General features: G+C 66.2%; 11 protein-coding genes and 6 pseudogenes. 8 read left to right on the top strand and 9 right to left on the bottom strand.

Annotated elements, in window-relative coordinates:
- Window positions 1-281: 281 nt before the first annotated feature.
- Window positions 282-686, bottom strand: a pseudogene (locus AB0959_RS52420) (MFS transporter); the annotation flags it as partial.
- Between the two features lie 109 nt (window positions 687-795).
- Here AB0959_RS52420 and AB0959_RS52415 point away from each other — a divergent pair.
- From AB0959_RS52415 to AB0959_RS52405, 3 genes and pseudogenes are all read left to right on the top strand, one after another.
- Window positions 796-1110: pseudogene (locus AB0959_RS52415) on the top strand (transposase family protein); the annotation flags it as partial.
- A gap of 239 nt (window positions 1111-1349) precedes the next feature.
- Window positions 1350-1475 (top strand): hypothetical protein, encoded by a 126-nt coding sequence (locus tag AB0959_RS52410; RefSeq protein ID WP_366834106.1) that lies wholly within the window; start codon window positions 1350-1352, stop codon window positions 1473-1475.
- A 24-nt stretch (window positions 1476-1499) separates the two neighbouring features.
- Window positions 1500-2045, top strand: coding sequence for an ISAs1 family transposase (locus tag AB0959_RS52405; protein ID WP_366834105.1), 546 nt, complete (start codon window positions 1500-1502; stop codon window positions 2043-2045).
- Window positions 2046-2399: 354 nt separating this feature from the next.
- Here the strand turns inward: AB0959_RS52405 and AB0959_RS52400 are convergent, their stop codons facing one another.
- Both AB0959_RS52400 and AB0959_RS52395 read right to left on the bottom strand, forming a co-directional pair.
- The gene (locus AB0959_RS52400) at window positions 2400-3548 is read right to left on the bottom strand and encodes an amidohydrolase family protein (RefSeq protein ID WP_366834104.1); all 1149 of its coding nucleotides are present in this window, start codon (window positions 3546-3548) and stop codon (window positions 2400-2402) included.
- Window positions 3549-3611: 63 nt separating this feature from the next.
- Window positions 3612-3926, bottom strand: a complete 315-nt coding sequence (locus AB0959_RS52395; protein ID WP_366834103.1) for a hypothetical protein — start codon at window positions 3924-3926, stop codon at window positions 3612-3614.
- Window positions 3927-4082: 156 nt separating this feature from the next.
- On the opposite strand from AB0959_RS52395, the pseudogene AB0959_RS52390 reads away from it, so the two are divergent.
- Window positions 4083-5423 (top strand): annotated as a pseudogene (locus AB0959_RS52390) (IS1380 family transposase); the annotation flags it as partial.
- A gap of 309 nt (window positions 5424-5732) precedes the next feature.
- On the opposite strand, the pseudogene AB0959_RS52385 reads toward AB0959_RS52390, so the two are convergent.
- The 5 genes and pseudogenes from AB0959_RS52385 to AB0959_RS52365 all read right to left on the bottom strand — a co-directional run.
- Window positions 5733-6017 (bottom strand): annotated as a pseudogene (locus AB0959_RS52385) (MFS transporter); the annotation flags it as partial.
- A gap of 39 nt (window positions 6018-6056) precedes the next feature.
- A pseudogene (locus AB0959_RS52380) lies at window positions 6057-6666 on the bottom strand (helix-turn-helix domain-containing protein).
- Window positions 6667-6744: 78 nt separating this feature from the next.
- Complete coding sequence (locus AB0959_RS52375) at window positions 6745-7842, bottom strand: cytochrome c oxidase assembly protein (RefSeq protein ID WP_366834108.1); 1098 nt, start codon at window positions 7840-7842, stop codon at window positions 6745-6747.
- Between the two features lie 184 nt (window positions 7843-8026).
- Window positions 8027-8170 (bottom strand): hypothetical protein, encoded by a 144-nt coding sequence (locus AB0959_RS52370; protein WP_366834102.1) that lies wholly within the window; start codon window positions 8168-8170, stop codon window positions 8027-8029.
- Between the two features lie 272 nt (window positions 8171-8442).
- On the bottom strand, window positions 8443-8964 hold the full coding sequence (locus AB0959_RS52365) for a hypothetical protein (RefSeq protein WP_366834101.1): 522 nt from the start codon (window positions 8962-8964) through the stop codon (window positions 8443-8445).
- A gap of 48 nt (window positions 8965-9012) precedes the next feature.
- Between AB0959_RS52365 and AB0959_RS52360 the strand changes: the two genes are divergently transcribed.
- On the top strand, window positions 9013-9309 hold the full coding sequence (locus tag AB0959_RS52360; protein ID WP_366834100.1) for a hypothetical protein: 297 nt from the start codon (window positions 9013-9015) through the stop codon (window positions 9307-9309).
- 74 nt (window positions 9310-9383) lie between these two features.
- Here the strand turns inward: AB0959_RS52360 and AB0959_RS52355 are convergent, their stop codons facing one another.
- Window positions 9384-10139 (bottom strand): class I SAM-dependent methyltransferase, encoded by a 756-nt coding sequence (locus tag AB0959_RS52355; RefSeq protein ID WP_366834107.1) that lies wholly within the window; start codon window positions 10137-10139, stop codon window positions 9384-9386.
- 233 nt (window positions 10140-10372) lie between these two features.
- Between AB0959_RS52355 and istA the strand changes: the two genes are divergently transcribed.
- The 3 genes and pseudogenes from istA to AB0959_RS52340 all read left to right on the top strand — a co-directional run.
- Entirely contained in the window at window positions 10373-11125 is a 753-nt protein-coding gene (istA, locus tag AB0959_RS52350) for an IS21 family transposase (protein WP_366834099.1), read from the top strand.
- Window positions 11126-11206: 81 nt separating this feature from the next.
- Window positions 11207-11896, top strand: a complete 690-nt coding sequence (locus AB0959_RS52345) for a hypothetical protein (RefSeq protein WP_366834098.1) — start codon at window positions 11207-11209, stop codon at window positions 11894-11896.
- Between the two features lie 50 nt (window positions 11897-11946).
- Window positions 11947-12222, top strand: a pseudogene (locus AB0959_RS52340) (ATP-binding protein); the annotation flags it as partial.
- Window positions 12223-12312 lie beyond the last annotated feature (90 nt).

The raw sequence follows: 12312 nt of genomic DNA, 5'->3' as shown, positions 1-12312 counted from the left end.
GACGACGAGCACTCACACCTTGCCTAACGACCGCCCACACCAGCCGTCACAAAATCATCCCTAACTACCAACTACTCAGATCAGATGCTCTCTAAAGGAGTAGTTCCAAGGCCCCGGCGGCCAATCGAACAGTGCCAAGGCACGATGCCGTCCGAAGTGGTGAACAAACGCTGCTCAAACTCGTGAACAACGCCACGAGCAGGTTTCCCCCACAAGCAGATCACGCCCGGGGAGATTCAAATATCCCCATCAAGGGAGGGGACTCCATCCCCCTGGGAGCATCATGTCGCTGCACTCGCACTGCTTTGTGAGGCGTCTTTCTTGGAGTGGGGCTTCAGGGCACTCCGCCCACCCGTACGGTCCATCTCGCGCCATTCCGGCCGCAGTCCCGCCAGGTTCGTGGTGAGGAAGTACGCGGCCCCGCAGGCGAGCAGCACTGGCGCGAGTCCGACAGCGGCTACCGCCGCACCAGCGAGCAAGCCGCCGAGAGGGATCCCGGCCCAGGCCAGCGAGTTACCGAGGGCATTGACCCGGCCAAGCATCTGGCGCGGAACCCGTTCGAAAAGGACGGCTCCCAGCACTGGGTTGATGAAGCCGGCACCGAACCCGCTGACGGCAAAGACGGCGAGTACCGCCCCCAGCGGGGCATCGAAGGCGAGGATCACGAATCTCGGCGCCCCGGCCAGCCAGGGCGGTTGCAAGTTCCGGGATCGCGTAGATCGTCCGCTTCCAGCGGGAGTTGACGCAGCAACAGCACAGGCACGAGACCGGTGATCATCAGGGTGTCTACGCCAGCTGATCACATCGAGGTCCCGTGCCTGCCGCTCCATCCTCCCTGGTCCCTGCCGTTCTGGCGAAAGTGGCCCCCCCCTTCACCAGCACGACACCGGCCGCCTGCGCGCCCACCTCCAGCGCGTACCCGACCCGCGTTCGCGCCGCGGGCGGTGGTATCCCCTGGTCGGCCTGCTGCTGATCTGCGCCTGCGCGGTCGTCTCCGGCGCCCGGACCAGCACCGAGATCACCGAGTGGGGACAGCGCGCCACCATCACAGTGCTGGAACACCTCGGCATCCGCCGCCACCTGCCCGGACGCCGGCGCGCCCCGCCCCATGCCACTTTCACCCGGCTCCTGGCCGCTCTCGACGGCGATGCCCTGGACGCCGCGATCGGCGCCTGTCTGGCCGGACACAACCACACCGACACCGACACCGACACCGGCACCGGCTTGGCGCCGCGGCAGGCGATCGCGGTGGACGGCAAGGCATTGTCAGGCTCCGCGCACCGGCAGCAGTGCCACCGGCACCTGCTGTCCACCGTCACCCACGCCCCCACCGTCAGGCCCAGCGCGAGGTGGGGGCCAAGACCAACGAGACGGCCGCCTTCCGCCCGCTGCTGGAACCACTCGATCTGACCGGCACCGTGGTCACCTTCGACGCCCTGCACAGCGTCAAGGACCAGGTGCGCTGGCTGGTCTAGGAGAAGAAAGCCCACTACATTGCGGTGATCAAGGGAAACCAGCCGACCGCGCAGGCCCAGCTCAAGGCCCTGCCGTGGGAGCAGGTGCCCGTGGCGCACACCGTCTCCGGCACCGGGCACGGCCGGCGGGAGTCCCGTTCGGTCAAGACCATGGCCATCGCGGCGAACCTGGGCGGGATCGCCTTCCCCGAAGCGCGGCTGGCCTTGCGCATCCACCGGCGCCGCCAGGAGAGCGGCAAGCGGCAGACCCGGGAGACGGTCTATGCCGTCACCAGCCTCGATACCCACCAGGCCAGCCCTGCCGACCTGGGCGGATACGTGCGCGGGCACTGGGGAATCGAAAACTCCAGCCACCATGTCAGAGATGTGGTGTTCGCCGAGGACGCCTCCACCGTCCACACCGGAAGCGCACCGCGGGCGATGGCCGCTCTGCGGAACCTGGCCATCGGCAGACTGCGGCTGCCGGGAGCGGACAACATCGCCAAGACCACCCGGGCGATCCGGGACGCACCCGAACACGCCCTCTGGACCTGGGGCATCACCGACAGCCCGCTCCTACCGGGAAGGTGAAGCCGCCCTGGCCGTCGTGGCGGGCGCCGCAGCACTCCGGTGGATGATCAATTGTGCACTGAACCTTTTTCAACCTGGCATCGAGCCCGGCGGTGCCGGGCCGTCGATCAGCCCCGGACGCCGCCGGCCTCGCCACGCTGAAAAGGTTCACTTGTGACCATCCGATTCAGACACTCAGATAATCACCGATGGGCTGCGAGCCCTTCACATTCGGGTCGCCTCCAGCCGCGAACCTCGTTCAATCTTAGAAGAGCCTGTATGAGACCGCGTTATGGGGCAGCCGCGCATCGCATACTTCGGCCGCACTCTCGCCTTACAGCAAAGCATTCTTTCGCTCCGGCCGACGCTGGCGTATCACTTCACGGGCACTTTCATTCTGAACAGTTTCTCTGCATTTCGGAACGCAATCTTTTCCTTGTCTTCGCGTGGCAAATCGACTCCGCGGAACCAGTCGGTCTGCTCCTTTATGTCCGCGAACGGGTAGTCGGTTGCGAACATCACTCGATCCACGCTTATGTACTTCAGCAGGAGATCGAGCAGTTCGGTCTGGGGGAATGCGCTGGTTGTGACCCAGAAGTTGTCCTGGAAGTATTGCCCGATAGGCTTCTCGAGCGAGTCTTCGGTCGGCTCGCCCATGTCATTGACGATCCGCTCGTAGTAGAAGGGAAGACCTTCGCCCATGTGGCCGATGATGATTTTCAGTTTGGGGAATCTGTCGAAAACCCCGTACGTGATCATCCGAATGCATTGGGTCAGCACCTCCTGGTGCCAGCCATATCCAGACCCACTGAAAATGTAGTCTTGGTACTCTTCCGTGTATTTAGTCCGTGTGGTGCTGTAGTAGATCTTGAAGACATCATCAGCTGGATAGCCGGGATGCAGGTAGATCGGCACATCGAGAGCAACGGCACGTGCCAGCACAGGCTCGAAATCGGGATGATCGAGATACTTCTTCGTGATGTGTCCGTTGGTCAGTGCGCCCAAGAAGCCATCCTCCCGAACCGAGCGTTCCAGTTCGTCCGCCGCCGCCTCCGGGCTCTGCAAGGGCAAGGTGGCGAAAGCCTTGAAGCGGCCCGGATATGTGGCGATTGGCCCGTCTACAAGTTGCCGGTTAAGACGATAGGCAAGGTCGATGCCCCTTTGCCCAGGGACGTTTTGTACGGAGGGTGTATGAGCAGAGAGGATTTGAACGTTGAGTCCCCCCGCATCCATATCGCCGATGCGGCGTTGGCCTAGATCCGAAAGACCAATTTCCTCAAGGAACGCTATGTGATCCTGATTGATGGAGTTCAGCTTCAACAACGTGGGAGTCGAAAAGGTCTCCTCCGTGCCGATGAAGGGCAGGTCCCGGTCTCGCAATGCAATGTCCGCAGCCTTGTCCGGAGTCTTGTCCGGAGTCTTGTTCCCGTCCGCTGCCGAAACGGCGGCATACGCGGATAAGCCGGCACCAGCGCCAAGTGCCGTGGAAGCGGCTAGAAAGCCGCGACGTCCCATAGACTTCATGTCAGTCTCTCTTCAGGTGTTTGTGTGGTGTGGTATCCGTACGGCATCCGTCTGCGAGATGCTTCAGTTCGACCCTTCGTCGTTACCAGGCGCGCCCAGGTGTCCACCCACGCCGCGTCCCCCCTTCGACCTCGGCGCCGGCGCGCCGGTTCCGCCGAAACACTGCCAGCCGAGACCACGGGTCTTCGCGTCCTGATTGCGCACCACGGCAGCGCCGACCGGCGGCACCACGAGGAACCGCTCGCCGGCGCGCGGCGGCTGTGGTGGAGCTGACGACCCGCCCGCGTGCGCGCTGTGCGGGCCGGCCGCGCCGGGCCCCGCGCTGTTGTCGGCGTGCGACCCGCGGGCGGCGACAGGGAACGCCGTCACCAGCGCCATGGCGCCCACCCAGGATCTCAACCGCCCGGGCGGCGCTTTCCCTGACGGCGTTACATTGACAACCATCAACACCTCCTACACACGAGTTGCCTCGCTCATCTGACGTCGACTTCGTACCAAGCGAAGCTGAGACGACCGTTAAAACACGATCTCCTAGCCGGCGCCCGTCTGCTCACCGATCTGGCTGACAAGACCGGGTTGACCAGCGGCTTCGTCCAAGCATTGGGCCTGAACCGGCAGCGCCGGCCAACGCACGAACCAGGCCGCGTCGCGGTCGACCTGGCGGTGCTCGTGGCTGACGGCGGCGAAGCCATCACCGATCTGGCGGTGTTGCGGCAGCAGGGCGGCCTGTTCGGTCCGGTGGCCTCTGATCCGACCGCGTGGCGGGTCCTGGATGCGATCGACACCGCGGCCTCGGCCCGGCTGCGGGCGGCGCGCGCCGCCGCCCGGGAACTTGCCTGGTCGCAGGTCCTCGAGCCCCGGCGCTCGCTGCCCGCCACCATGGTGCTCGATCAGGCGTTGCCCGGGTTCGTGCTGGACACCGACGCGACAATCGTGGCGGCGCATTCGGAGAAGGAATCGGCGGCGGCGACCTGGAAACACACCTTCGGCTACCACCCGCTGCTGTGTTTCCTCGACGCCACCGGTGAAGCCCTGGCCGGGATGCTGCGCCCGGGTAACGCCGGCAGCAACACCGCCGCCGACCACATCACCGTCCTGGACCAGGCCCTGCACCAGATTCCCGACGCGCACCGCTACGGCAGCCCGATCCTCATCCGGTCCGACTCGGCCGGTAGCAACCAGGAGTTCCTCGCCCACATCCGCAGCCTGCGCGAACACGGCCTGCACACGCAGTTCTCCGTCGGAGTCGCGATCACCGGACCGATCCGGACCGCGATCACCGTCACCGCTGACTGGGTGCCCGCGCTCGACGGCGACGGCAGCCTGCGTGACGGCGCCCAGGTCGTCGAGCTCACCGACCATCTCGACCCCGGCGTGCTGGCCGCGTTCCCGGCCGGCACCCGGCTGATCTGCCGCCGGGAACAACCCCATCCCGGCGCGCAACTGTCACTGTTCGACCAGGTCAACGGCATGCGGCATCAGGTCTTCGCCACTGACACACCCCACGGTGGCGGCTCGATCCAATTCCTTGACGTGCAGCACCGCTGCCACGCCCGCGTCGAGGACCGCATCCGCACCGGCAAGACCACCGGGTTCGGCCGGTTCCCGTCGCAGCAGTTCGCCATCAACCAGGCGTGGCTCGAACTCGCTCTGACCGACATCGACCTGCTCGCCTGGACCCAAACCCTGCTCCTGGACGGCGCCCTCGCCACGGCCGAACCGAAGAAGCTGCGATACCGGCTACTGCACGTCGCCGCGAAACTGAGCCACACCGCCCGCACCACCACCCTGCGCATCGCCGCCGACTGGCCCTGGACCACCGACCTCATCGCAGCCTTCGAACGCCTCGCCGCGCTACCCGAACCCGTGACCTGACAACAGGAACCACCGCCCACCCACGACCAGGAACCAGGGAGCAACCCGGCCCACGGCCGTGTCTGCGGCCGCGACATCACACACGATCTTGCCCGGAGCATGGATGGCGCGTCGACCACGCCACGGCGCGAGCACGACCGACAACGCTCGCTGCGCCCCGGACGAGGATGGAGCGGCAGGCACGGGACCTCGATGTGATCAGCTGGCGTAGACACCCTGATGATCACCGGTCTCGTGCCTGTGCTGTTGCTGCGTCAACTCCCGCTGGAAGCGGACGATCTACGCGATCCCGGAACTTGCAACCGCCCTGCCGGCCAGCAGGAACCCGGTGAAGAACACGACCCTGCGTCGCAGCCTGTGAGCGGCCGCCGCAGCGATCAGACTCCCGGCGACCGCCGCGGCTCCCGTCACACTGCCCATCAAACCGATCGCAGCCGGCCGGTTGCCCGACTCTCTGGCCCAGACAGGGATGAGCACCGAGGTGATCGCCGCCTCCAGCAGGTTGGTGACCCCCACCGTGACGATGACGGTGAGCAGCAACAGCTCGCCGCGCAGTAAGGTGAAGCCCTCGCCGAATCGTCGCCAGTAGCCCGGTCCTGTTTCGCCTGCCTGCGAGGAGGCTTCCACGGTCAATCATGGCTTCTCCGTCCCTGACGCATTCTCAGGATCGGGGTGACCTGTCGCCGCTGCGGATGCGTCCAGCTCAGGCAGGAGGTAGGTGATGATCGAGACCCGTTCGGCTCCCTCGGGAGCCCTCGCCGCCGCCTCCGGCGTATCCCGCCGGTAGCGGGTGATGACGTCCAGCAACTCCCGGTACAGAGCGGCGGTCTCCTCGGGCGTGATCCGAAGGGCCCAGCCGCTCATGTCGAAAGAGTCCCGCCACGCGCGCGGCATCGTCTGCAGCTCATTCAGCGTCTGCTGAGTGCGCAGGGTGTAGATGGCGGCGACAGACTGCAGGTAGGCCAGTGCGGCCTCGGGCTCTCGCTCCGCCAGATCCAGGTCGTTGAACCAGGTCGTCCGGTGTACCGAACGCCACCACTGTTCTCGTGCGTTGCCCCGTTCCGCATCCTCCTCGACGAAGCCAGCCGCGCCGAGCTGGGCGCAGATGATAGCTGGCCGTCCCGGAATTCACGCCCAGTCGCTCCGCGAGGCGGGTAGCCGTCGACGGGCCGTACTTCCGCAGCAACCCGACCAACTGCACGCGCACCGGATGAGCGAGGGCACGCAGCCCCTTGGCATCCAGGACAACTGAGCCTTCTTCAACGTTCTGGGAGCGTAGTGGCGCCGACGAACCGCACGGCGGGCAGCCGGTGCTCGGTCATCAGCCGAGCCGCCGCTGGCGCGTCGGTACGGAGTCCGACCGTCTCGTAGTCCACTGCCAGGGCGTGTGCTCGCACGACCGGCTCCGCCGCCCGTCGTCAGCCGGACGAGGCGGCGAGGGCGGGATGTTCCGGTGGGCGTCCCGTGGCGTGCGGCGCCGGACGCGGTCGGCGATTTCGCCCTGTTCGGTCTCCCACCAGGGGCGTACGAGATCCGGCGCCCGACCCGTGTCCGGTCGCCGTGCGGGAACGGCCGCGGGGACGAGTTCCCTGTCCAGGCGGCGGTCGAGGGCCGCGGCCCGGGCGCGCTCGTGGCGGGCCCACTGGACGAGGATCGCCAGCAGGAAGGGCAGCGCGACCAGTTCGGCGATGCCGAGCATCGCGCCGCCGCCGAGCTGCTGGTCGTACCGGGGATCCGGCGCCCAGGCCGGCGCGTGGTGCAGGTACCAGGCGCCCGCGATCAGCGTGCCGTGGGTCATCACCACGAGGCCCGGCACCGCGTCGACAACCCCGTCCAGGAAGACCAGCGCCGCCCGCACCGGGTGGGTGCACCAGGCGGGCAGCGTCTGCTCGTGCGTGAGCACCGGCACCACGAACAGGCATCCGGCCACCAGCAGGTGCAGATACATCAGCTCGTGCAGCCAGCCCACCCGCAGGGCCGTGGCGAAGTACGGCGTGAAATACACCGTCAGCTCCGTGACCAGCACCAGGGCCGTACTGACCAGGGGAAAGGTGAGCAGCCGCACCACCCGGCCGGTCATGGCCCGCCGGGCACGCGCCGAGGCACCCTCCGGCAGGGCCCGGACCGCCAGGCTCAGCGGATCCCCGAGGGCCAGGCCGAGGGGGACGACCAGGTCGAGCAGGATGTTCTGCACGGCGGCCGGCCAGAACAGCGCATGGTCGTACACGGCGAGCGCGGACATCGTGGCCACGACCAGAGCGCCCAGCCCGACCAGCGCGAACGCCACGACCCGCGCCGGTGGCCAGCGTTCACCACGCCGGCGCAGCCGCAGCACACCCCAGCCGTACAGCGCGCCCAGGGCGACGACCAGCAGCAGCACGGGCACGTCGAGCTGCCACGAGGACAGCAGCCGGCCCATGGTCGGCCCGACCGCTGCATCGGCCACCCGGTAACCAGCCACGCGGATCGTCCTTCCTCGGATGGTCGTGATGGCGGGACACTAGCCCCGGGAGGTAAGGAAAAGATCCGGTGCCCGGTCCGTCCCCGGTCCACGCTGCTCAACACAGCAGCCCTCGGGCCCGCCGTTCGGCGTCTCCGCCGGTTCAGGCCGAGGTGTTGGTCAGATGCGGTCCGATGTACCCGATGAAGACCCCAAGCTCGGCGCAGGCCCCGTCGTAGTAGTACAGGCGTGGAGCGATCGTGGTGCCGCCGCCGATCCGTACGTGGGTGCGACCTCTCGGTTTCATGTCAGCGAACCACCTGGGGAAACACTTCCTCATGACAGTGAAATCCGGTGCCTGTGCCACCCCGGTGTCAGCGGCAGACCGTCACACGCCCCCCGGCCAGCAGAAAGACGGCCGGCAGCGTCCGACGACGACTGCCAGCCGTCCCACTAACACGAACCCGACACATCGCACCCAGGTGACTACTGGTGGATACGCCCTTGGCTACGATGCGAAGCGCCCCCGCCCCTGCAGCTGGGGCGGGGCTACTCGATCAGTTCAGGAAGAGCGGGTAATCAGTTCGCCTGACTGTTCTGGGAGGGAGCAGCCTGCTTCGGTACGCGCTTCTTCGCCACCTGCTTCTTGAGCTTCTTCTTCGGCTTCGCGCTGCCGGCGGTCAGCGTGGCGTCCGCGCTCTTTGCACCCAGGCGCGAGCTGGTCGCCAGCACCTCACTGATGATCTGCCGCCTGATCTCCACTACGTGCTCACGGTCAAGGCTCTGGGTGAGCCGTTCGGCCGTCAGGTAGTAGCTGTTGAGCACCGGTTGGTCGAAATAGCGGTTGAGCTGGCTGATCGATTCCCGGTAGAGGATCATGTACGTCCGGCTGAGATAGCCCGACAGGAGTGTGCTGAAGGCAGCCAGAGCCGCGATGAACCAGCGGATCTCTTCCAGGGGCACGTACACGCCACCGAACGCCGCGCACACGAGAAGGAACAGCCCCACTCCCATCGCCGTACGGGATGGCTTAAACGCCTTGTCCGCCTGGTCAGTGACGATGCGGTGATACTCGCCGATCTGCCCCTGGTTCAACTCCATCAGCGTGGCCAGCTCGGTCGTCTTGCGCCTGGTCAGTCGAAGGTCGAGTTGTACGCCGCGCTGCGGCGCGACTCCCGCGATGGCATGTCGAACCGGGCGTTGCAGTGCAAGTACGGCGTCACCTGGAGCACGGTCAACACGGCCCTGACCTCGGCTTGGCCGCAGCCACGCACGACAACCGCTTCGGCGCGGCCGTCGAAGCTGGATCCCTTCACGCTGCTGATCGACGAGATCCTGCTAATTGATCTCGACGCGACCAGGAAACAGCGCCACACCGTCACCCCGGATCTACCGCCGTCTGATCGACGAGCACTCCTCGTCCGAGGCGTTGCGTTGACCACTTGAACCCGCACCGATGAGAGGGCGCAAGCGTCCTGCGAGCAACCGCGCGGTCCGGCCAGGGACTGAGAGTCCGGTGTTTATACCTTGCTCGCGACCACCATGTAGTTCTCGGCCTCAAGATCGAACGTGCTCAGTTCCGTCTGGAGTCCGACCCGGTGCAGCTCGACTTCGAGTTCCTCGTACCGGTAGGGCCAGCAGGACAGCAGTTCCGAGCGGACAAGAACCAACCCGGTCGCATCAACTTGCGCGATCGCAATCTCGATGTGGTGCTCCTCCTCCCAATGCGGCGCAATCTCCCAGCGGTAGACCACGACGGCATCGCGACCGTTCCGGCGGACGAGTCGGTCACTGATCTCCAGCCGGGAACCTCTGGCCCTCACGAGTTCCCAAGTGCGGGATGTGAGTACCAAGCGCCCGCCGGGGCGCAGAAGCCGTGACATCGACTCCAGAGCAGCACCCCTGCCTGTCGCGCCCGTGGCATGGTGAAGCGAGTTGCCAACGCAGAACACCATGTCGAACGTGTTGTCCTGGAAATGGTCGGGCAACTCTTCCCAGTTCGCCCGCAGGGCCCGCACGGATGCCCCGAACTCCTCAGACAACTCTCCAGTCCGACGAACCATCGCCTCGCTGGCGTCAGTTGCGACAACCTGCATGCCACGACCGGCGAGGCCAACCGCCAACTGTCCGGTTCCGCACGAACAGTCGAGGACGTGAGCGTTCGACGGCAGGAGATTGAGGACGTCGTCGAACGACGCAGCGAACTCGGCTGGAGGCAACTTTGCATCCGAGATGAGCCATTCGTACACCTCGGCAAGCACGTCATAACCTGTCACAACCACTACCTCCGTCACCGCGGCAGACTCACGGTAGGACGTCAGTCCATCAGCGGAGCAAGCCGGGCACCAATGGTTTTCGCAAGGATGGCTCTGACGGTGTTTGTGGGTTGTCAGTTGTCCGTCTGAGTGGATGTCACCGGCTGGTTAGCTGGGAAGTTGTTCGTGAGAAGTAGTGTCACTCGCGGGGTTGCGGTGGCAAGGTGAATGTGCTCAGTGAAGGAGCACCGCCGATGCCGCCTGGTCAGTCGAAGGTCGAGTTGTATGCCGCGCTGCGGCGTGACGCTCGCGAGGGCATGTCGAACCGGGCGCTGGAGCGCAAGTGCCGGGTGGGCTGGCGGACTGTTCAGAAGGCGCTTAGTTCGGCGTGGCCGCAACCTCGGGAACCGTACGCGCCTCGCCGTTCCAAACTGGATCCGTTCAAGCCGGTGATCGACCAGATGCTGCCGGCTGATCTGGATGCGCCGAGGAAGCAGCGTCACACGGTGGTCCGGATCTATCGCCGGTTGATCAACGAGCACGCGATGGACGACGTGTCCTACCAGGTCGTGCGCGCCTACGTCGCCAAGCGGAAGCCGGAGATTCGGGTCGAGGCCGGCCGTGGCCCGGCGCAGGTGTTCATCGAGCAGTCGCACCTGGCCGGCGCCGAAGCCGAGGTCGACTTCGGCGAGGTCGCGGTCCGTTTGAGGGGCGAGCTGATGAAGTGCCATTTGTTCTGCCTGCGGTTGTCGTTCTCCGGGAAGGCGGTGCACCGGGTGTTCGCCTCCGGCGGTCAGGAGGCGTTCTTCGAGGGCCACGAGCACGCTTTCAGAGTGCTGGGCGGCGTGCCGTTCGGCAAGATCCGGTATGCCAACCTGAAGGCCGCAGTCGCGTCGGTGCTCGTCTTCACGCGGCGCCGGGTCGAGACCGACCGGTGGACCGCATTTCGGTCCCACTACGGCATCGAGCCGTTCTCCTGCACGCCGGGAATCGAGGGCGCCCACTAGAAAGGCGGCGTCGAGGGCCAGATCGGCTGGGTTCGCCGCAACCACTTCGTTCCCGTCCCCGAGATCGACTCGCTGGCGCACGTGAACATGCTGATCGACGAGTGGGATCTGGCCGACGAGGCCCGGCGGATCGGGACCCGTCCCCGCACGATCGGCGAGCTGTTCGCCGTCGAACGGCCGCCGTTGACGCCGTTGCCCGTCGAGACGTTCGAGACCGGCCGCTGGTTCACCCCACGGGTCGACCGGTTCTCCCAGATCACCGTCCGCACCAACCGTTACTCGGTCCCGACCCGGTTCATCGGCCGCCAGGTCCGGGTCTTGCTGCACGCCTCCGAGCTCGTGGTGTTCGACGGCCGCACCGAGATCGCCCAGCACGAACGGCTGCTGACCAAGAGCGGATCACGGCTCGAGTTCGATCACTATCTCGAAGCGCTGCTGCGCAAACCGGGCGCGCTGCCCGGCGCCACGGTCCTCGAACAGGCCCGGGCCGCAGGCAAGTTCACCCCGATCCACGAAGCCTGGTGGACAGCCGCCTGCAACGCCCACGGCGACACCGCCGGCACCCGTGCTTTGATCGAGGTTCTGCTGCTGCACCGGCACATGCAGCACGACCACGTCGTCGCCGGCCTGGCCGCCGCGCTCCAGGTCGGAGCACTCACCGCGGACGCGGCCGCGCTGGAAGCCCGCCGCATCGCCGACAACGACGAACCGACCTCGGCCAAGCCACGACCGAGGCAGACCGGGCTGTCGCAGCGACCGTCACCTCGCTGACCCAGCGGCGCCTGGCGCAACTGCCCAAAGGCACCCGCCCCATGCCTGACGTGTCGATCTACGACCAGCTGCTCTGCATCGACGAACTCGGCTACATGCAACTCGACCGCCGCGGCGCCGAACTCCTCTTCCAGGTCCTCACCGAACGCGAGGAGAAGAACTCCGTCGCCATCGCCTCCAACGACTCGTTCGCCGGCTGGGGCAGGACCTTCACCGACCCCAGACTCTGCGCCGCCATCGTCGACCGGCTCACCTTCGGCGGCAACATCCTCGAGACCGGCACCGAGTCCTACCGCCTCGCTCACGGCCGCGAACTCGCCCGCTAAGAGAGCATCTGATCTGAGTAGTTGGTAGTTAGGGATGATTTTGTGACGGCTGGTGTGGGCGGTCGTTAGGCAAGGTGTGAGTGCTCGTCG

Origin of the sequence: Streptomyces sp. NPDC046862 (assembly GCF_040704615.1) — a bacterium.
Classification (GTDB): Bacteria; Actinomycetota; Actinomycetes; order Streptomycetales; family Streptomycetaceae; genus Streptomyces.
This window is presented reverse-complemented; position numbering and strand designations above follow the sequence as displayed.

Coding starts and splice junctions, on each gene's coding strand:
- AB0959_RS52365 (WP_366834101.1), bottom strand. CDS start 8,964: ATGGAGTTGAACCAGGGGCAGATCGGCGAGTATCACCGCATCGTCACT.
- AB0959_RS52375 (WP_366834108.1), bottom strand. CDS start 7,842: ATGGGCCGGCTGCTGTCCTCGTGGCAGCTCGACGTGCCCGTGCTGCTG.
- AB0959_RS52400 (WP_366834104.1), bottom strand. CDS start 3,548: ATGAAGTCTATGGGACGTCGCGGCTTTCTAGCCGCTTCCACGGCACTT.
- istA (WP_366834099.1), top strand. CDS start 10,373: ATGCCGCCTGGTCAGTCGAAGGTCGAGTTGTATGCCGCGCTGCGGCGT.
- AB0959_RS52370 (WP_366834102.1), bottom strand. CDS start 8,170: ATGAAACCGAGAGGTCGCACCCACGTACGGATCGGCGGCGGCACCACG.
- AB0959_RS52395 (WP_366834103.1), bottom strand. CDS start 3,926: ATGGCGCTGGTGACGGCGTTCCCTGTCGCCGCCCGCGGGTCGCACGCC.